Source organism: Serratia sp. EC4 (genome assembly GCF_059652115.1).
Window position 1 is genome coordinate 639,029 of the sequence record NZ_JBNIDE010000002.1, and the last position, 20,110, is coordinate 659,138.

Genomic DNA, 20,110 nt, shown 5'->3' on the forward strand with positions numbered 1-20,110 from the left:
TCAAGGTGCGAAATGGTCTAAGCGCGCTACGCTAAAAGCGGGGCGTGGACGTTATGCTGTACTTCCACTGTAGGACTAAATAGAGTCGAAAAAGACTGAATAATAATGATACCGCGTTCAGCTTATTCGCTGCGCAACGGCGGGATTAACACAGGGTGTCAGGCAAATGAGCAAACCAGTGATTGCCATTCATGGCGGCGCGGGCGCAATTACCCGGGCGGCGCTGAGTGCGGAAAAAGAACGGCAGTATATCCAGGCGCTGTCCGAGATCGTGGCCGCCGGGCAGGCGGTATTGGCACAGGGCGGCAGCGCGCTGGACGCGGTGACCGAAGCGGTGCGGCTGCTGGAGGAATGCCCGCTGTTCAACGCCGGCAAAGGCTCGGTGTTTACCCATCAGGGCACCCACGAACTGGACGCCTGCGTGATGGACGGCCGCACCTGCGACGCCGGCGCTGTCGCCGGCGTCAGCCATATCCGCAACCCGGTGCTGGCGGCGCGCGCGGTGCTGGAAAACAGCGAACACGTGCTGTTTGCCGCCGAAGGCGCCGAGAAGTTTGCCGCCGCCCACGGCCTGGAAATGGTTACTCCCGACTTCTTCTTTACCCAGGAACGCTTTGATCAACTGCACCGCGCCCAGGCGGAGCAGGGGCGAGTCTTGCTCGATCACGACGGCGCGGCGCAGGCCGGGGATCCGCTCGATCCCGATCGCAAATTCGGCACCGTCGGCGCGGTGGCGCTGGATGCGCTGGGCAACCTCGCCGCCGCCACTTCCACCGGCGGCATGACCAACAAGCAGACCGGGCGGGTGGGCGACACGCCGATCATCGGCGCCGGTTGCTATGCCAACAACGCCACCGTGGCGGTCTCCAGCACCGGCACCGGCGAAATCTTCATGCGCGGCGTGGCGGCCTATGACGTCTCCGCCCTGATCGAATACGGCGGGCTCAGCCTGCAAGAGGCCAGCGATCGGGTGGTGATGGAGAAGCTGCCGGCGCTGGGCGGCAGCGGCGGCATGATCGCCGTCGATCGCCACGGCAATATCGCGCTGCCGTTCAACAGCGAGGGGATGTACCGCGGTTTTGGCTATGTCGGCGATGCGCCGTCCGTCGGGATTTATCGCTAAGCGTTCACCGGGAGGGTGTATGACCGACGTTTCATTCCGGCCCGCCGGCGACGGGTTGTCATTGCCGCCGCAGCGGGTGCTGGCGGTGCGCGATCTGAGCATCCGTTTTCCGCAAGCGGACGGCGCCGTGGAAGCGGTGCGCAACCTGTCGTTCGATCTCGATCGCGGCGAGACGCTGGCGATCGTCGGTGAGTCCGGCTCCGGCAAATCGGTCACTTCGCTGGGGCTGATGCGGTTGGTGGAGCAGGGCGGCGGGCGTATCGTCAGCGGCGCCATGACGCTGCGCCGGCGCGACGGCGCGCTGCTCGATTTGGCGCGCGCCTCGCAGCGCACGCTGCGCACGGTGCGCGGCGCCGATATGGCGATGATCTTCCAGGAGCCGATGACCTCGCTCAACCCGGTGTTTCCGGTCGGCGAGCAGATTGCCGAATCGCTGCGTTTGCATCAGGGCATGGACCACCGCAGCGCGCGCCAGGAGGCGCTGCGCATGCTCGACCTGGTGCGCATTCCGGAGGCTAAAGAGGTGCTGGGGCGCTACCCGCATCAGCTTTCCGGCGGCATGCGCCAGCGGGTGATGATCGCCATGGCGCTCTCCTGCAAGCCGGCGTTGCTGATCGCCGATGAACCCACCACCGCTCTCGACGTCACCATTCAGGCGCAGATCCTGCAGCTGATCCGCGTGCTGCAACAGGAGATGCAGATGGGGGTGATCTTCATCACTCACGACATGGGCGTGGTGGCGGAGATCGCTGACCGGGTGCTGGTGATGCGCCGCGGTGAGCAGGTGGAACAAAATCGGGTGCGCGAGCTGTTCGCCGCGCCGCAACAGGCCTATACCCGGGCGCTGCTGGCGGCGGTGCCGAAGCTGGGGGCGATGGCCGATCGGCCGCTGCCGGCGAAGTTTCCGCTGGCGGATGGCGAGGGCGATGCCGCGCCGCAGGATACCGTGCCGCCAGACGCTGCGCCGATCCTGCGGGTGGAGCATTTGGTCACGCGTTTTGATCTGCGCGGCGGGCTGTTCAATCGGGTCACTCGCCGGGTGCACGCGGTGGAAAACGTCAGTTTCGATCTTTACCCCGGCGAGACGCTGGGGCTGGTGGGCGAGTCCGGCTGCGGCAAGTCCACCACCGGGCGCTCTTTGCTGAAACTGGTGGACAGCCAGAGCGGCACCATTACCTTCGACGGGCGGCGAATCGATCGGTTGAAGGGATCGGCGCTGCAGCACCTGCGGCGCGATATTCAATTCATCTTTCAAGATCCTTACGCCTCGCTCGATCCGCGCCTGACGGTCGGTTTTTCCATCATGGAGCCGCTGTTGGTGCATAACGTGATGCGCGGCCGCGAGGCGGAACAGCGGGTGGCCTGGCTGCTGGAACGCGTCGGCCTGTTGCCGGAACATGCGCGCCGCTATCCGCACGAGTTTTCCGGCGGTCAGCGTCAGCGCATCTGCATCGCGCGCGCGTTGGCGCTGAACCCGAAAGTGGTGATCGCCGACGAGGCGGTCTCGGCGCTGGACGTGTCGATTCAGGCGCAGATCGTCAATCTGCTGCTCGATCTGCAGCGTGAGTTCGGCATCGCTTTTCTGTTCATTTCACACGACATGGCGGTGGTGGAGCGCATCAGCCACCGGGTGGCGGTGATGTACCTCGGGCAGATCGTCGAGATCGGCCCGCGGCAGGCGGTGTTCGACAATCCGCAGCACCCCTATACCCGCAAGCTGATGGCGGCGGTGCCGGTGGCCGATCCCGCACATGCTCACAAACGGCAGCCGCTGCCGGCCGATGAGATCCCCAGCCCGGTGCGTGCACTGGGCGATGAACCCGTTACCGCACCGCTGGTGCAGGTTGGCGCCGGGCACTTTGTCGCCCGCCACCCGATCGCCGGTGCTTTTTAAAGACCTCAGGAGAGACAAGCGACATGAAGCACACATTCAAACGCAATGCGCTGTTGGCCGCCGTACTGCTGGCGGCGGGAACCGGCCCGGTCTGGGCGGCGAAGGACGCGGTGATCGCCGTGGCCTCCAACTTCACCACCCTCGATCCCTACGACGCCAACGACACGCTGTCGCAGGCGGTGGCCAAGTCTTTCTATCAGGGGCTGTTCGGCTTCGACAAGGACATGAAGCTGGTGAACGTGCTGGCGGACAGCTATGAGGTCAGCAAAGACGGCTTGACCTATACCGTCAAACTGCGCCAGGGCATTAAATTCCACGACGGCACCGCATTCAACGCCGAGGCGGTGAAGATCAACCTCGATCGCGCCAGCAACCCGGACAGCCACCTCAAGCGTTACAACCTGTTCAAGATGATCGACAAAACCGAAGCGGTGGACGCCAATACGGTGAAGATCGTGCTGAAGGCGCCGTTCTCGGCGTTCGTCAACAACCTGGCGCATCCGGCGGCGGCGATCATCTCCCCGGCGGCGCTGAAGCAATACGGCAAGGAAATCGGTTTCCACCCGGTGGGCACCGGGCCGTATCAGTTCGTGACCTGGAACCAGACCGATTTCGTCAAGGTGAAGAAGTTCGACGGCTACTGGCAGCCGGGGCTGCCGAAGCTCGACAGCATCACCTGGCGCCCGGTGGTGGATAACAACACCCGCGCGGCGATGCTGCAGACCGGCGAGGCGACCTTCGCCTTCCCGATCCCTTACGAGCAGGCCAAGGTGCTGGAAGGCAACGCCAAGCTGGACGTGGTGGCCGCGCCGTCGATCCTGCAGCGTTACATCAGCATGAACGTCACTCAAAAGCCGTTCGACAACCCGAAGGTGCGCCAGGCGCTGAACTACGCGATTAACAAGGACGCGCTGATCAAGGTGGCGTTCGCCGGCTACGCGGTGCCGGCGGAAGGACCGGTGCCGCCGGCGATCGATTTCGCCGCCCGCTATAAGCCGTGGCCGTACGATCCGGCCAAGGCGCGCGAGCTGCTGAAAGAGGCCGGCTACCCGAACGGCTTCACCACCACGCTGTGGTCTTCCCACAACCACAGCACCGCGCAGAAGGTGCTGCAGTTCACCCAGCAGCAGCTGGCGCAGGTGGGGGTGAAAGTGACGGTGACGGCGATGGACGCCGGGCAGCGCGCGGCGCAGGTGGAGAGCGTCGGGGTGAAAGACACCGGCGTGCGGCTGTTCTACACCGGCTGGTCGGCCTCGACCGGGGAAGCGGACTGGGCGCTGTCGCCGCTGTTCTCTACCCAGGCGGCGCCGCCGAAGCAGTTCAACACCGCGTTCTACAGCAATCCGCAGGTGGACAAGGATCTGACCGACGCGCTGGCAACCACCGATCGCGCCGAGAAGCAGAAATTGTATCAGGACGCGCAGGATCGCATCTGGGCCGACGCGCCCTGGATCTTCCTGGCGACCGAACGTCTGTTGTCGGCCAACAGCAAACAGCTGAGCGGTTTCTACGTGATGCCGGATACCTCGTTCAACTTTGATAACGCCGATCTGAAATAAGGCGCCCATCCCCGTCTGCGGCCCGACGGCGGCGGGCGGGGGAAGGAATGAGATGCTCAATTATTTTCTGAAACGACTGCTGGGTCTGATCCCGACGCTGCTGATTGTGGCGGTGCTGGTGTTCCTGTTCGTCCACCTGCTGCCGGGCGATCCGGCGCGGTTGGCGGCGGGGCCGGAGGCCGACGAGGCGGTGGTGCAGCTGGTGCGCAAGGATTTGGGGCTGGATAAGCCGCTGCCGCAGCAGTTCGCGCACTTCTTCGGCAATGCGCTGCGGGGCGACTTCGGCATCTCGATGGTGTCCAAGCGGCCGGTGAGCGAAGAGATCGCCTCGCGCTTTATGCCGACCTTCTGGCTGACCGTCGCCAGCATGCTGTGGGCGGTGGCGTTCGGTTTGGCGATTGGCGTGGTGTCGGCGGTGTGGCGCAACCGCTGGCCGGATCGCCTCGGCATGACGCTGGCGGTGTCGGGGATCTCGTTCCCGGCCTTTGCGCTCGGCATGCTGCTGATGCAGGTGTTCTCGGTCGAGCTGGGGTGGCTGCCGACGGTGGGCGCCGACAGCTGGCGGCACTACATTCTGCCTTCGATCACCCTGGGGGCGGCGGTGGCGGCGGTGATGGCGCGCTTCACCCGCGCTTCGTTCGTCGAGGTGTTGCAGGAGGACTACATGCGCACCGCGCGCGCCAAGGGCGTGCGGGAAAGCGTGGTGGTGATGAAACACGGCCTGCGCAACGCGATGATCCCGGTAGTGACCATGATGGGGCTGCAGTTCGGCTTCCTGCTCGGCGGTTCGATCGTGGTGGAGAAGGTATTCAACTGGCCGGGGCTGGGGCGCTTGCTGGTGGATTCGGTGGAGATGCGCGATTACCCGGTGATCCAGGCCGAGGTGCTGCTGTTCTCGCTGGAGTTCATCCTGATCAACCTGCTGGTGGATATGCTGTACGCGGCGATCAACCCGGCGATTCGTTACCAATGAGGATGCGGCATGATTAAGCATTGGCGGCGCAACGCCGCACTGAAGGCGATGCCGCTTATCGACCCTAACGCGGTACGCACGCCGTGGGGTGAGTTTTGGCGGCGTTTTCGCCGTCAGCGGGCGGCGCTGGTCGCCGGCCTGTTGGTGCTGCTGCTGATTGCGGCGGCGCTGCTGGCGCCTTATCTGGCGCCGTTCGATGCGGAAAATTACTTCGATTACGACCGGCTGAATGAGGGGCCTTCGCTGGTGCACTGGCTGGGCGTAGATTCCCTCGGGCGCGATATCTTCAGCCGCATCCTGATGGGCACGCGCATTTCGCTGGCGGCCGGGGTGTTCTCGGTGCTGGCGGGCGGGGCGATCGGCACCCTGCTGGGGCTGCTGGCCGGCTACTATGAGGGCTGGTGGGATCGCCTCACCATGCGCGTCTGCGACGTGCTGTTCGCGTTTCCCGGCATTTTGCTGGCGATTGGCGTGGTGGCGATCATGGGCAGCGGCATGGCCAACGTGATCGTCGCGGTGGCGATCTTCAGCATTCCGGCCTTCGCCCGCCTGGTGCGTGGCAATACGCTGGTGCTGAAGCACCTGACCTATATCGAGTCGGCGCGCAGCATCGGCGCCTCGGACGGGACCATCATCCTGCGGCACATCCTGCCGGGCACCCTGTCTTCGATCGTTGTCTATTTCACCCTGCGCATCGGCACCTCGATCATCACCGCCGCCAGCCTGTCGTTTTTGGGCCTGGGCGCCCAGCCGCCGACGCCGGAGTGGGGGGCGATGCTCAATGAAGCGCGCGCCGATATGGTGATCGCGCCGCACGTGGCGATCTTCCCCAGCCTGGCGATATTCATCACCGTGCTGGCGTTCAACCTGTTGGGCGACGGATTGCGCGACGCGCTCGATCCGAAATTGAAGGGGTGAGGGTATCGCTGAATTGGCATACCCCTGTTTTACGAGTATAACTGATGAAAATTTGACCCGTGTATATTACAGGGATGAGGTATGGATATGGCAAATAGCAATGTGACGAAAAAGACAGTCAACGTAACCATCGATCGCGATCTTTTCCAGCGCGCAAAATCCCTGGGCGTCAATGTGTCATCCGTATTGACAGACGCATTGAGCGTCCGCGTCAGGGATATTGAGATTCAACAGTGGCGCGAGCAAAATCGCGCGGCGTTAGAAGAACTTAATCGTATCACTGAAGAAAATGGTTTGTTGTCTGATGAATATCGGACATTTTGAACATGCAATATTACCGTATATGACAATACGTATCCGGCATCAGCCTATCCCTACTTACTGGACGTTCAAAGCGATCTTATTGATGTCCTCTCGACCCGGTTAATGATCCCTCTTTATGCTTTGGATAACGTCAGGGTTAAAATTTCTGCACGTTTATGCCCGGAGATTGAGGTCAACGGCGAAAAGTTTCTTGTTATGACGCATGAGATGGCTGCCGTACGTATTTCGCAGATTGGGAAGGCCGTTGGTAATGTCAATGAGCACAGGAATCAAATTAAAGCCGCTATCGATTTTCTGATTGATGGCTTTTGAAGAAATCCGGGCGGTTAAACCGCCCGGATTTTTTATCAGCGGAACAGGTGCTCGGCGTGGAAGCGCAGGTGATCTTCCACGAAGGTGGCGATGGTGAAGTAGCTGTGATCGTACCCCGGCTGAATGCGCAGCGTCAGCGGCCAGTCGCGCTGGCGCGCCAGTTCGGCCAGCCGCGCCGGCTGCAGCTGATCGGCCAGGAACTGGTCGTCATCGCCCTGATCGATAAGGACCGGCATTTTTTCCGCGCCGCTGGCCAGCAGATGGCAGCTGTCGTACTGCAGCCACTGGCTCTCGTCGCTGCCCAGATAGGCGGTGAACGCCTTGCGGCCCCACGGCACCTGGCACGGGTTGACGATCGGCGCGAAGGCCGATACCGAGCGGAAGCGCTGCGGATTGCGAAACGCCATCATCAGCGCGCCGTGGCCGCCCATCGAGTGGCCGAAGATCGACTGACGATCGCTGACGCTGAAGTGCTGTTCGATCAGCGCCGGCAGTTCGGCGCTGATGTAGTCGTACATGCGGAAGTGACGATCCCACGGCGCCTGGGTGGCGTTCAGGTAGAACCCGGCGCCCTGGCCCAGATCGTAGCCTTCGTCGTTCGGCACCTCGTCGCCGCGCGGGCTGGTGTCCGGCATCACCAGCACCAGGCCCAGCTCGGCGGCGATGCGCTGCGCGCCGGCTTTCAACGTGAAGTTCTCGTCGTTGCAGGTCAGCCCCGACAGCCAGTACAACACCGGCGGCGGGTTGTCATCGCGCGGCGGCGGCAGGTAGATGCTGAATGTCATGTTGCAATTCAGGCTCTGCGCCGCGTGGCGATAACGCTGTTGCCAGCCGCCGAACATGCGGTGCTCTTCGAGAAGTTCCAATGACAACGTCATCTCTGCCTCCTGGCTTATTTGTCGAAGTGGATGACGGAACGGATCGATTTGCCTTCGTGCATCAAATCGAACGCTTCGTTGATCTGCTCCAGCCCCATGGTGTGGGTAATAAAGTCGTTCAGCGCGAATTCGCCGTCCAGATAGCGCTCGACGATGCCCGGCAGCTGCGAACGGCCCTTGACGCCGCCGAATGCCGAACCGCGCCAGACGCGGCCGGTGACCAGCTGGAACGGCCGGGTCGAGATCTCTTCCCCGGCGCCCGCGACGCCGATGATCACCGATTCACCCCAGCCCTTGTGGCAGCACTCCAGCGCGGAACGCATCACGTTGACGTTGCCGATGCACTCGAAGGAGAAGTCGACGCCGCCGTCGGTCAGCTCGACGATCACTTCCTGAATCGGTTTGTCATAGTCTTTCGGGTTGATCAGATCGGTAGCGCCCAGCTTGCGCGCCAGATCGAACTTGCTGGTGTTGATGTCGATGCCGATGATGCGGCCCGCGCCGGCCATTTGCGCGCCGATGATCGCCGACAGGCCGATGCCGCCCAGGCCGAAGATCGCCACGGTGTCGCCCGGCTGCACTTTGGCGGTGTTCATCACCGCACCCATGCCGGTGGTGACGCCACAGCCCAGCAGGCACACTTCTTCCAGCGGCGCTTCCTTATTGATTTTCGCCAGTGAAATCTCCGGCACCACGGTGTATTCGGAGAAGGTGGAGGTGCCCATGTAGTGGAAGATCGGCTTGCCGTCCTTGAAGAAGCGGGTGGTGCCGTCCGGCATCAGCCCTTTGCCCTGGGTGGCGCGGATCGCCTGGCATAGGTTGGTCTTGCCGGATTTACAGAATTTGCACTCGCCGCACTCCGGGGTGTAGAGCGGGATCACGTGGTCGCCGACCGCCACGCTGGTGACGCCTTCACCGACCGCTTCCACCACGCCGCCGCCCTCGTGGCCGAGGATCGCCGGGAACACGCCTTCCGGATCTTTGCCGGACAGGGTGTAGGCGTCGGTGTGACAAACGCCGGTGGCGACGATCCGCACCAGCACTTCGCCTTTTTGCGGTGGCATCAGCTCGACTTCTTCGATCTTCAGCGGCTGGTTCGGACCCCAGGCAACGGCGGCGCGGGTTTTGATCATCTCCATCATAGTCTCCTCAGTGGTTTTCTTTTAAATCAGGCGATATCGCTAACGTCTGTTAAATTGTTGGGGGTGCTTTCATCAACAGCGGCGGTTTCCGTCTGTTCAATAATCAATTCTTTCAGCGCGCGCACGTTTGGCCCGAACGCGTCGCGGCGCCACAGCAGCCAGGTGGCGGTGTCGGCCACGTCCGGCGGCAGGGCGTGAACCCGGACCCGCTCATGGCCCGGCAGCAGGCTGAGCACCGAATGCGGGATCATCGCCAGCCCGGCGCCGCTGGCGACGCAGGCCAGCATGGCGTGATAGGACTGGATCTCCATAATCTGCCCCGGCCGCGCGCCTTCGCGCTTGAACCAGGCTTCCAGCCGCAGGCGGTAGGAGCAGCTGGCGCGAAAGGCGAACAGCGTTTCGCCGTTGGCGTCTTTGGCGCTGTGGATCGGCGCGTGATCGAGACAGGAGATCACCACCATATGTTCAGGATAGGCGATACAGCCGTTCAACTCGTCATAAGGCACCGGCCCGTCGACCAGGGCGGCCGCCAACGTGCCGGCGCGCACCCGATCGGCGATTTCGCCGGAGGTGCCGGTGGTCAGCGACAGTGAAACCTGCGAGAAGCGCTGGTGGTAAGCCGCCAACAGCGAGGGCAGGCGGGTGGCGGCGGTGCTTTCCATCGAACCGAGGGCGAAATTGCCCGCCGGTTCGCCGGCGTGGGTGATGCTCATCGCCTCGTCGCTCAGCGCCAGGATGCGGTTGGCGTAGCACAGAAAGTTATGGCCCATCGGCGACAGGCGCAGGCGCTGTTTTTCGCGGATAAACAGATCGGCGCCCAGCTCCTGCTCGAGCTGGCGCAGCCGGGTGGTCAGATTCGACGGCACGCGGTGCAGCTGCTCGGCGGCGCGGGCGACCGAGCCGGTTTCCGCTACGCAGCAGAACATGCGAAGCTGGGTCAGATCCATAATGTTCTCGTTTCGTGATGAACTTGATTAGTATTATTCAGTTTTTGTGAGTTTAATACTGCGGCATGATACTGGCAACTTTCTTTTAACCTTTTGGATACCGGTATGGCTTTACGTATTGCCTTGAGCGGGTTTGCCGCGCTGATCGTTGCGATGGGCATTGGCCGCTTCGCTTTCACCCCGCAGGTGCCGCTGATGATCGCGGAACATCAGTTCAGCCTGACCGGCGCCGGGCTGGTGGCGGCGATCAACTATTTGGGCTACCTGTGCGGCGCCTACGACGCGATGCGCGCCACGCGCCACGTCGAGCGGCGCCTGTGGCTGGGCGTATGGGGCGCGATGGCGCTGACGTTGCTGTCGGCGCTGGCGCAGGATGAATGGACGCACGGCGCGCTGCGCTTCGTCATCGGCTGGGCCAGCGGCTGGGCGATGGTGCTGGTGGCGGCCTGGACCAACGAGCGGTTGGCGCACTACGGCCGGCCGGCGCTGAGCGCGGCGGTGTTCGCCGGGCCGGGCGCCGGTATCTTCCTCAGCGGCATGCTGGCGGTGGGCATCAACGCGCTGGGGCTGACGGCGGCGCAGGCCTGGCTGGTGTATGGCGGGCTGGCGCTGGTGCTGGTCGGGGGGATTAGCGCCTTTCTGCCGCGCAGCGGCGAGCTGCATCGCCCGGACGTGGCCCCGGAGCCGCTGCTGCTGACGCCGGCGCTCAAACGCCTGGTGTGGAGCTACAGTCTGGCCGGCTTCGGCTACATCCTGCCGGCGACCTTTTTGTCGCAGATGGCGGCGGCGCGGTTTCCCGCCAGCCTGTTCGCGCAGTTCGTCTGGCCGGTGTTCGGCGGTGCGGCGGTGCTGGGGATTGTCATCGGCATTCTGACCCGCCATCGGCTGACCACCCAGACCCGGTTGGCGATCACGCTGTGGATACAGGCGGTGGGCGTGCTGAGCGCCGAAGTGGTGCCGGGCGTGGCCGGCCTGGCGCTCGGGGCGTTGCTGACCGGCGGCGGTTTCCTCTGCGTGGTGCAACTTGCTCTTCAGCACGGGCGTGAGCTGGCGCCGCGTCATGCACGTTACATGGCCGGACTGTTGACCACCGGTTATGCGATCGGCCAACTGGTCGGGCCGATGTTGTCGGCGCTGTCGACCGCCATGACCCATCGACTGGAGCCGGCGCTGTATGTGGCGGTGGCGGCGCTGTTGGCGGCCGGGGGGCTGGTGGTGAATACCCCGGCGCGGCGGTTGGCGCAAAAAACGGCGACTCGGTGATTAAAATCCATACAAAAAGCATGGAAACCCGCAGCCGGCCCGATTGTGCTAAATGCGAATATTTCACCTGCGGATGAAGCACTATCGCTGGATAATCGCCGCGCTCTCATCTACAGTGGGGGCAAAATCTTGACCGGGTTCACGTTATCCACCACGAAAACTCTGCCGTCACGAGAGCAAGCAATTCGCCGGCCGCACGCCCTACCAGGCCGCCGGCGGGTTCCGTCCGCAGGAGAACAAATACATGACATCATTAAGTAAAGAAGCCGCGCTGGTGCATGCGGCACTGGAAGAGCGTGGTCTGGAGACGCCGCTGCGCGGGGAAGTGCTGGATCGCGAAACGCGCAAGCGTCGCATCAAAGAGCACATGACCGAAATCATGCAGCTGCTGAATCTCGATCTGTCCGATGACAGCCTGGCGGAAACGCCGCATCGCATCGCCAAAATGTATGTCGACGAGATCTTCTCCGGGCTGGACTACGCCAACTTCCCGAAAATCACCGTCATCGAAAACAAGATGAAGGTGGATGAGATGGTGACGGTGCGTGATATCACACTGACCAGCACCTGTGAACACCACTTCGTGACCATCGACGGCAAGGCTACCGTGGCCTATATCCCGAAAGACTCGGTGATCGGCCTGTCGAAGATCAACCGCATCGTGCAGTTCTTCTCCCAGCGTCCGCAGGTGCAAGAGCGCCTGACCCAGCAGATCCTGGTCGCGCTGCAGACTCTGCTCGGCACCAATAACGTGGCGGTATCGATCGATGCGGTCCATTATTGTGTCAAGGCGCGCGGCATTCGTGACGCGACCAGCGCCACCACCACCACCTCGCTGGGGGGGCTGTTCAAGTCCAGCCAGAATACCCGCCAGGAGTTCCTGCGTGCGGTGCGTCATCACCAGGGGTGATGGCGTTGCGGGGCGACCCGCAAGACGACAACAGGCGCCTGCGGGCGCCTTTTTCATGAGCGGAAGACAGCGATAAAAAATGAACAGTCATCCTCTGCCGCGCATCGCCACGCTGGACTGCGTGCGCGGCATCGCCATCCTCGGCATTTTATTGCTGAACATCAGCGCTTTCGGCTTGCCGAAGGCCGCCTACCTCAACCCGGCCTATTTGGGGATGCCGTCATCGCGCGACGCCTGGACCTGGGCGCTGCTCGATCTCTTCGCCCAGGCCAAGTTCCTGGCGATGTTCGCGCTGCTGTTCGGCGCCGGGCTGCAAATGCTGCTGCGGCGCGGCAAAAGCTGGATCCGCGCGCGCTTGTCGTGGCTGGTGCTGTTCGGCCTCGCACACGCGATCTTCCTGTGGGACGGCGACATTCTGCTGGCCTACGGGCTGATCGGCCTGGTGTGCTGGCGCATGATCCGCGAAGCCAAAGAAACCGTCCAACTGCTGAAAACCGGCGTGGTGCTGTACTTGATTGGCGTGGCGGTGCTGCTGCTGCTCGGCTTCGTCTCGCACGGTGAGCCGGGCAGCTTCTGGCAGCCGGGCGTGGCGGAGTTGCAGTACGAGAAGTTCTGGAAGCTGCAGGGCGGTTTCGAAGCCTGGCGTAGCCGCGCCGATTTGCTCTCCTCCAGCCTGCTGGCCATCGGCGCGCAGTATGGCTGGGAGCTGGCGGGGCTGATGCTGTTCGGCGCCGGGCTGATGCGCAGCGGCTGGCTGCGCGGCAGCTACTCATCCGGCTATTACCTGCGGCAGGCGGCGTGGCTGCTGCCGCTTTCGGTGCTGATCCAGCTGCCGGCGGTGGCGCTGCAATGGCAGGTGCAGTGGGACTATCGCTGGAGCGGTTTCCTGCTGCAGGTCCCGCGCGAGCTGGGCGCACCGCTGCAGGCGATGGGCTATCTGGCGCTGTGTTACGGTTTTTGGCCTGCACTGTCGCGCCTGCGCATCGCCCGCTGGCTGACCCTGGTGGGGCGTATGGCGTTGAGCAACTACCTGCTGCAAACGCTGATCTGCACCACGCTGTTTTATCGTTTCGGCCTCTATGAGCAGTTTGACCGGCTGCAGCTGTTGGCGTTCGTGCCGCTGGTCTGGCTGACCAACCTGGCGTTTTCCGCACTGTGGCTGCGTTACTTCGAGCAGGGGCCGATGGAATGGCTGTGGCGCAAGCTGACGCAGCTGGCCGCCGGCGCAGCGGAACCCAGGACGCTGAAGTGAGCGCCCGTCGGCAGGTTAAAAAAATGTATGTAAACGTTTTCTTTCCTGTGACGTAATTCACGCAGAGCAGCGGGCCAATCGGGGTAGGATAGCGCCACCGGCCACAACCCCGATTTCAGGATCCCGCATGCCTCCAGTTCATCCGATCACCATTCGCGACGTGGCGAAACGCGCCGGGGTCTCCGTGGCGACCGTCTCCCGCGTGCTGAACCACAGCGCGCTGACCAGCAAAGAGACGCGCGAGCAGGTGCTGCAGGCGGTGGCGGATCTGGGCTATCGCCCCAACGCCAACGCGCAGGCGTTGGCGACCCAAAGCAGCGATACCCTGGGCGTGGTGGTGATGGACGTCTCCGATCCGTTCTTCGGCGCGCTGGTGAAAGCGGTAGACACGGTGGCGCAGAAACACCACAAGTATCTGCTGATCGGCAACAGCTATCATCAGGCGGACAAAGAGCGCCACGCGATCGAAGTGCTGATCCGCCAACGCTGTAACGCCCTGATTGTTCACGCCAAAGCCCTGAGCGACGCCGAGCTGATCGGTTTTCTGGAGCAGGTGCCGGGCATGGTGCTGATCAACCGGATTATCCCCGGCTATGAGCCGCGCTGCGTCGGGCTGGATAACGTCTGCGGCGCAGAAATGGCGATGCGTCTTTTGCTGTCGCAGGGCCATCGGCGCATCGGCTATCTGGGCTCCAATCACCCGATCGAAGACGGGCCGCTGCGCCAGCAGGGCTATGCGCAGGCGATGGCCGCCGCCGGGCTGGCCACGCCCGACAACTGGCGTGCCTATGGTTCGCCGGATCTGCAGGGCGGCGAGGCGGCGATGGTGGAGCTGCTGGGGCGCAACTTACAGCTGAGCGCAGTGTTCGCCTACAACGACGCCATGGCCGCCGGCGCTATGGCGGTGTTGAAAGAAAACGGTATCACGGTGCCGCAGCATTTCTCGCTGATCGGCTTCGACGACATCCCCATCGCGCGTTACACCAGCCCCAAACTCACCACGGTGCGCTACCCGATCGTCTCGATGGCCACGCTGGCCACCGAGCTGGCATTGCAGGGCGCAGCAGGCCTGGCGGAGCCGCAGGCCGGTCATCTGTTCATGCCGACGCTGGTGCGGCGCCATTCTGTCGCCCCCTGGCAAAGTGAGGCGACGGTCACTCTCTGACGATTTAATCTTGTGTAACCGTTTTCAATCTGTGAGAAAATTCACAGAATATTAACATCGCGCCGTCTATGCTCTAGGCGTTTTCCGGCGCAAAGGCCCTTGCCGCTGCAACCTTTATCTCGCGCTGACACAGCATTTCTCGGAAATAACAAGATCCACGGACGACAGGTGTTGAGTGGAAATCGCCAGGCCTGGGGTGTGCGCACTGCCGGTGACCATTGGCTCAAAGACGAGTAATACCCTACACAGAACCGGAGACTGACAATGAATAAGAAGGTTTTCACCCTGGCCGCCATGGCCGCAGCCATGATGTTTGGCGCCGCAGCCCATGCTGACACCCGTATTGGCGTCACGATTTACAAATACGACGACAACTTCATGTCGGTGGTGCGCAAGGCGATCGAGAAAGACGCCAAGGCTTCACCGGACGTTACCCTGTTGATGAATGACTCGCAGAACGACCAGTCCAAGCAGAACGATCAGATCGACGTGCTGCTGGCCAAAGGCGTGAAAGCGCTGGCGATCAACCTGGTCGACCCGGCCGCGGCGCCGGTGGTTATCGATAAGGCGCGCGCAAACGATATCCCGGTGGTGTTCTACAACAAAGAACCTTCCCGCAAGGCGTTGGACAGCTATGACAAGGCATATTACGTCGGCACCGACTCCAAAGAGTCCGGCGTGATCCAGGGCGAACTGATCGCCAAACACTGGCAAGCCAACCCGGCCTGGGATCTGAACAAAGACGGCCAGATCCAGTTCGTGTTGCTGAAAGGCGAGCCGGGCCACCCGGATGCCGAAGCGCGCACCACCTACGTGGTGAAAACGCTGAACGAAAAAGGCATCAAGACCCAGCAGCTGCAGATGGATACCGCGATGTGGGATACCGCGCAGGCGAAAGACAAGATGGATGCCTGGCTCTCCGGCCCGAACGCCAACAAGATCGAAGTGGTGATCGCCAACAACGACGCCATGGCGATGGGCGCGGTGGAAGCGCTGAAAGCGCACAACAAGACCAGTATTCCGGTGTTCGGCGTCGATGCGCTGCCTGAAGCGCTGGCGCTGGTGAAATCCGGCGCGATGGCGGGCACGGTGCTGAACGACGCCGACAACCAGGCGAAGGCCACCTTCGAGCTGGCGAAAAACCTGGCGGCGGGCAAGCCGGCCACCGAAGGCACCCAATATAAAATCGAAAATAAAGTCGTGCGTATTCCTTACGTCGGCGTAGATAAAGACAACCTGTCTCAGTTTGTTAAATAAGAATTGAGATCCCGCTAAGACCCCGCCTGCGGCGCCAACACCAGGGATACCGCCGGCGGGGATGTTTACGACTGCAAGATCGTTAAGCCAGGTGTATTTATGGCCGATAGCTCACGCGAATTTTTGCTGGAAATGACGGATATCTGTAAGTCATTTCCCGGCGTCAAAGCCTTGGACAATGTCAATTTACGCGTCCGTCCGCACTCGATTCACGCCCTGATGGGGGAGAACGGCGCGGGGAAATCGACGTTGTTGAAATGCCTGTTCGGCATTTACAAAAAAGACAGCGGCAGCATTGTATTTCAGGGCCGGGAAATCGATTTCAAGAGCTCGAAGGAAGCGCTGGAACACGGCGTTTCGATGGTGCATCAGGAGCTGAACCTGGTGCTGCAACGCACCGTGATGGACAACATGTGGCTGGGGCGCTATCCGACCAAAGGCCTGTTCGTCGATCAGGACAAGATGTTCAAAGACACCCAGGCGATCTTCGACGAGCTGGATATCGACATCAACCCGCGCGAAAAGGTGGGCAACCTGTCGGTGTCGCAGATGCAGATGATCGAGATCGCCAAGGCGTTTTCCTACGACGCCAAGATCGTCATCATGGATGAACCGACCTCTTCGCTGACGGAGAAAGAGGTCAATCACCTGTTCACCATCATCCGCAAGCTGAAAGAACGCGGCTGCGGCATCGTCTATATCTCGCACAAGATGGAGGAGATCTTCCAGCTGTGTGACGAGATAACGGTGCTGCGCGACGGCCAGTGGATTGCCACCCAGCCGCTGGAAGGGCTGGATATGGACAAGATCATCGCCATGATGGTCGGCCGCTCGCTGAGCCAGCGCTTCCCCGACAGGCAAAACACGCCGGGTGAGGTGATCCTCGAGGTGAAAAACCTGACGTCGCTGCGCCAGCCTTCGATCCGCGATGTGTCCTTCGATCTGCATCAAGGGGAGATCCTCGGCATCGCCGGGCTGGTGGGCGCCAAACGCACCGATATCGTCGAGACCCTGTTCGGCATTCGCGAAAAGGTGGCGGGCACCATCAAGCTGCACGGGAAAGCGATCGATAACCACAGCGCCAACGAAGCGATTAACCACGGTTTTGCGCTGGTGACCGAAGAGCGCCGATCCACCGGGATTTACGCTTACCTCGATGTGGGCTTCAACTCGCTGATCTCCAACATTCGCAATTATAAAAACAAGCTCGGCCTGCTGGATAACGCGCGGATGAAGAGCGACACCCAGTGGGTGATCGACGCCATGCGGGTGAAAACGCCGGGGCATCACACCCATATCGGCTCGCTGTCCGGCGGCAACCAGCAGAAGGTGATCATCGGCCGCTGGCTGCTGACGCAGCCGGAGATCCTAATGCTGGATGAACCGACGCGCGGCATCGACGTGGGCGCCAAGTTCGAGATTTATCAACTGATGACCGAACTGGCGAAGAAGGGCAAGGGGATCATTATCGTCTCGTCCGAAATGCCGGAGCTTTTGGGGATCACCGACCGTATTTTGGTGATGAGCAATGGTCAGGTTGCGGGCATCGTTAACACCAAACAGACCTCGCAAAATGAAATCTTACGTCTCGCCTCCCTGCACCTTTAAGGATCGGAATTATGAACGCGCTAAATAAAAAAACCTTATTTACCTATTTCAAGGAAGGCGGCATTTACGTGGTGTTGCTGGTGCTGTTGGCCATCATCATCATTCAGGATCCTACCTTCCTCAGCCTGATGAACCTGAGCAACATCCTGACGCAGTCTTCGGTGCGCATCATCATCGCGCTGGGCGTGGCGGGGCTGATCGTGACTCAGGGCACCGACCTGTCCGCCGGGCGGCAGGTAGGGCTGGCGGCGGTGGTGGCGGCCACGCTGCTGCAATCGATGGATAACGTCAACAAGGTATTCCCGCACATGGAAACCTGGTCGATTCCCCTGGTCATCCTGCTGGTGTGCGCGGTCGGCGCGGTGATCGGCCTGGTTAACGGCCTGATTATCGCCTATCTCAACGTGACGCCGTTCATCACCACCTTGGGCACCATGATCATCGTCTACGGCATCAACTCGCTGTATTACGATTCGGTCGGCGCGTCGCCGGTCGCGGGTTTCGATCCGAAGTTTTCCACCTTTGCCCAGGGCTTCTTGCGCTTCGGCGACTTTAAGCTGTCCTACATCACCTTTTACGCGCTGATCGCCATCATATTCGTCTGGATCCTGTGGACCAAGACCCGCTTCGGCAAGAACATCTTCGCCATCGGCGGCAACCCGGAAGCGGCCAAGGTGTCCGGGGTCAACGTGCCGTTGAACCTGATCATGATCTATGCGCTGTCCGGCGTGTTCTACGCCTTCGGCGGCTTGCTGGAAGCGGGACGCATCGGCAGCGCCACCAATAACCTCGGCTTTATGTATGAGCTGGACGCCATCGCCGCCTGCGTGGTGGGGGGCGTCTCCTTCGCCGGCGGGGTGGGTACGGTGTGGGGCGTGGTGACCGGGGTGATCATCTTTACCGTCATCAACTACGGCCTGACCTATATCGGCATCAACCCGTACTGGCAGTACATCATCAAGGGCAGCATCATCATCTTCGCCGTGGCGCTGGACTCGTTGAAATACGCCAAGAAGAAGTAGGTTTACCGCAGTACAGACAACAGGGCCGGCCTATTGCCGGCCTTGTTACGTTGGGGCGCTGTACGGTGCCAGGCAAAATAATAAGGCATTATTTGGCAATGGCTGGCGAGGTATCTCGGGATATCGCCTGATCTTAGGCTGGATTGGTTACAGCGTGACACAGTTTTCGGGCTACCAACGCGGTATGAAGTCAGTAAACTTGTTTCACCTACCGTTTCCGGGGAGCAAACTATGCCTGTATTTACCATTACGCTGAAAAGTCGTAATACGCTTGATAAGAAAAGAATTTCATCAGCTATTCACGCGGCGGTAGTAAAAACCGGCTATCCTGCGAACGATCAATTCCAGCGCTTTATCCGTCTTGAGGAAGACGATTTATATGTGGATCCCACTTATCCTGACCTGGATTCCCCCCGCAGCGCCAACTTCGTGTTGATTGAAGCCATGCTTTCCTCTGGTTCCCCTGACGCCCGCAAACAATTGCTCTTGCAATCACTGGTACAGGAACTCGCCCTGATTGGACTGGACAGTAATGATCTGATGGTCCTCTTCATTGAATTGGACCGTTTGAATAGTTCATTCGGCGGTGGCAGAAGGGCATCCCCGCTTTCAATGCCGCAATAAGCTGTCAGCGTACGTAGAGAGCGCTTTACGCAAATCATCCGGTATTCGTTAACACTTTGTTTTCTCTCGGATAATACGCCCTTTTAGCGTATTGCCGAGGCGGGTGTCAAACCCTCTGCCGGATGATTAAGGCTGTTTGGTTCTCTGCTTCTCTTCTTTCAGCTTGTGCTCCAGCTCAACCAACTGTTCCGGTGACACGGCGGGATAGCCCTGGGCGTCTTCCGGCACGGTGTGCATGGCGGAGATTGGGATCAGCGGGCCGAGGAAGCGCGGTTCGCGCTTGAGGATGTACAGATCGGTCAGCGCGCCCAGGCGAGCAAAGATCTCGCGGGCGCGCACCGTCATCATGTCTTTCGGCGACGGCACCGCGTAACACTGCGCCTGAATGCCCATGTGCAGGGCGATGAATAGCGCGCGCTCGCAGTGGAAGCGCTGGGTGATGATGATGAAATCGTTGGTGTCGAACACCTTGCGGGTGCGCACGATGGAGTCCAGGGTGCGGAAACCGGCGTAGTCCAGCACGATATCGCTCGGCGCCACGCCGGCGGCGATCAGATCGCGCCGCATGGTCATCGGTTCGTTATAGCTTTGCTGGGCGTTGTCGCCGCTCAGCAGCAGGTATTTCACCTTGCCGCTGTTATAGGCGTTGATCGCCCCCTGAATGCGGTAACGGTAGTACTGGTTGATCACTCCGGTGCGGTAATACTTGGCGGTGCCGAGCACCACGCCGACCTGGCGGTGCGGCAATTCCTGCAGTTCGTCGTAGACGTAAGGCGCGGTTTTCCAACTGATCCAGCGATCGAGCGCAATAGCCGAACCCATCAACACCGCAATGATGATGAACAGGCTGATGATCAGGCGTTTCCACATGTTGTTGCCTTACGCGCGCCGGGCTGAAAAAGATGGATCAAGGCTACTTTACCTGACCGACCGACGCAA

19 protein-coding genes are annotated in these 20,110 nt (G+C 61.2%); 15 read left to right on the plus strand and 4 right to left on the minus strand.

What is annotated here, in order from left to right:
* Positions 1–166 precede the first annotated feature (166 nt).
* From ACP39K_RS09820 to ACP39K_RS09850, 7 genes are all read left to right on the plus strand, one after another.
* The gene (locus ACP39K_RS09820; protein ID WP_115116025.1) at positions 167–1,123 is read left to right on the plus strand and encodes an isoaspartyl peptidase/L-asparaginase family protein; all 957 of its coding nucleotides are present in this window, start codon (positions 167–169) and stop codon (positions 1,121–1,123) included.
* 19 nt (positions 1,124–1,142) lie between these two features.
* Entirely contained in the window at positions 1,143–3,017 is a 1,875-nt protein-coding gene (locus ACP39K_RS09825) for a dipeptide ABC transporter ATP-binding protein (protein ID WP_497008460.1), read from the plus strand.
* A 23-nt stretch (positions 3,018–3,040) separates the two neighbouring features.
* The gene (gene gsiB, locus ACP39K_RS09830; protein WP_016928459.1) at positions 3,041–4,576 is read left to right on the plus strand and encodes a glutathione ABC transporter substrate-binding protein GsiB; all 1,536 of its coding nucleotides are present in this window, start codon (positions 3,041–3,043) and stop codon (positions 4,574–4,576) included.
* A 52-nt stretch (positions 4,577–4,628) separates the two neighbouring features.
* A complete protein-coding gene (gsiC, locus tag ACP39K_RS09835) occupies positions 4,629–5,549 on the plus strand; it encodes a glutathione ABC transporter permease GsiC (RefSeq protein WP_016928458.1) in 921 nt (306 codons plus the stop codon).
* Positions 5,550–5,558: 9 nt separating this feature from the next.
* Positions 5,559–6,467: a glutathione ABC transporter permease GsiD gene (gsiD, locus tag ACP39K_RS09840; protein WP_016928457.1), complete on the plus strand. Its 909-nt coding sequence runs from the start codon at positions 5,559–5,561 to the stop codon at positions 6,465–6,467.
* An 81-nt stretch (positions 6,468–6,548) separates the two neighbouring features.
* Complete coding sequence (locus ACP39K_RS09845; RefSeq protein ID WP_079449478.1) at positions 6,549–6,791, plus strand: type II toxin-antitoxin system CcdA family antitoxin; 243 nt, start codon at positions 6,549–6,551, stop codon at positions 6,789–6,791.
* A gap of 9 nt (positions 6,792–6,800) precedes the next feature.
* On the plus strand, positions 6,801–7,103 hold the full coding sequence (locus ACP39K_RS09850; protein WP_028127948.1) for a CcdB family protein: 303 nt from the start codon (positions 6,801–6,803) through the stop codon (positions 7,101–7,103).
* 35 nt (positions 7,104–7,138) lie between these two features.
* On the opposite strand, the gene fghA is transcribed toward ACP39K_RS09850, so the two are convergent.
* Genes fghA through ptrR form a run of 3 tightly spaced genes read right to left on the minus strand, consistent with a single transcriptional unit; the run spans position 7,139 to position 10,070 of the window.
* Positions 7,139–7,981 carry an S-formylglutathione hydrolase gene (fghA, locus tag ACP39K_RS09855; protein WP_015377214.1) on the minus strand — a complete coding sequence of 281 codons (843 nt, stop codon included), beginning with the start codon at positions 7,979–7,981 and terminating at the stop codon, positions 7,139–7,141.
* Between the two features lie 14 nt (positions 7,982–7,995).
* On the minus strand, positions 7,996–9,120 hold the full coding sequence (locus ACP39K_RS09860) for an S-(hydroxymethyl)glutathione dehydrogenase/class III alcohol dehydrogenase (RefSeq protein WP_016928454.1): 1,125 nt from the start codon (positions 9,118–9,120) through the stop codon (positions 7,996–7,998).
* A gap of 29 nt (positions 9,121–9,149) precedes the next feature.
* A complete protein-coding gene (ptrR, locus tag ACP39K_RS09865) occupies positions 9,150–10,070 on the minus strand; it encodes a putrescine utilization regulator PtrR (RefSeq protein ID WP_079449477.1) in 921 nt (306 codons plus the stop codon).
* Between the two features lie 105 nt (positions 10,071–10,175).
* Between ptrR and ACP39K_RS09870 the strand changes: the two genes are divergently transcribed.
* From ACP39K_RS09870 to ACP39K_RS09905, 8 genes are all read left to right on the plus strand, one after another.
* A complete protein-coding gene (locus tag ACP39K_RS09870; protein ID WP_033640883.1) occupies positions 10,176–11,333 on the plus strand; it encodes a YbfB/YjiJ family MFS transporter in 1,158 nt (385 codons plus the stop codon).
* A gap of 244 nt (positions 11,334–11,577) precedes the next feature.
* The gene (gene folE / locus ACP39K_RS09875) at positions 11,578–12,243 is read left to right on the plus strand and encodes a GTP cyclohydrolase I FolE (RefSeq protein WP_004938969.1); all 666 of its coding nucleotides are present in this window, start codon (positions 11,578–11,580) and stop codon (positions 12,241–12,243) included.
* 79 nt (positions 12,244–12,322) lie between these two features.
* The gene (yeiB, locus tag ACP39K_RS09880; RefSeq protein ID WP_016928451.1) at positions 12,323–13,495 is read left to right on the plus strand and encodes a DUF418 domain-containing protein YeiB; all 1,173 of its coding nucleotides are present in this window, start codon (positions 12,323–12,325) and stop codon (positions 13,493–13,495) included.
* Positions 13,496–13,622: 127 nt separating this feature from the next.
* Positions 13,623–14,660, plus strand: a complete 1,038-nt coding sequence (galS, locus tag ACP39K_RS09885; RefSeq protein ID WP_016928450.1) for an HTH-type transcriptional regulator GalS — start codon at positions 13,623–13,625, stop codon at positions 14,658–14,660.
* 264 nt (positions 14,661–14,924) lie between these two features.
* Positions 14,925–15,917, plus strand: a complete 993-nt coding sequence (mglB, locus tag ACP39K_RS09890) for a galactose/glucose ABC transporter substrate-binding protein MglB (protein WP_004938962.1) — start codon at positions 14,925–14,927, stop codon at positions 15,915–15,917.
* A 99-nt stretch (positions 15,918–16,016) separates the two neighbouring features.
* On the plus strand, positions 16,017–17,525 hold the full coding sequence (gene mglA, locus ACP39K_RS09895) for a galactose/methyl galactoside ABC transporter ATP-binding protein MglA (protein ID WP_004938959.1): 1,509 nt from the start codon (positions 16,017–16,019) through the stop codon (positions 17,523–17,525).
* A gap of 11 nt (positions 17,526–17,536) precedes the next feature.
* Positions 17,537–18,547, plus strand: a complete 1,011-nt coding sequence (mglC, locus tag ACP39K_RS09900; protein ID WP_004938953.1) for a galactose/methyl galactoside ABC transporter permease MglC — start codon at positions 17,537–17,539, stop codon at positions 18,545–18,547.
* 231 nt (positions 18,548–18,778) lie between these two features.
* Positions 18,779–19,171: a tautomerase family protein gene (locus ACP39K_RS09905; RefSeq protein ID WP_033640882.1), complete on the plus strand. Its 393-nt coding sequence runs from the start codon at positions 18,779–18,781 to the stop codon at positions 19,169–19,171.
* Positions 19,172–19,297: 126 nt separating this feature from the next.
* On the opposite strand, the gene sanA is transcribed toward ACP39K_RS09905, so the two are convergent.
* On the minus strand, positions 19,298–20,041 hold the full coding sequence (gene sanA / locus ACP39K_RS09910) for an outer membrane permeability protein SanA (protein WP_033640881.1): 744 nt from the start codon (positions 20,039–20,041) through the stop codon (positions 19,298–19,300).
* Positions 20,042–20,110: the final 69 nt, after the last annotated feature.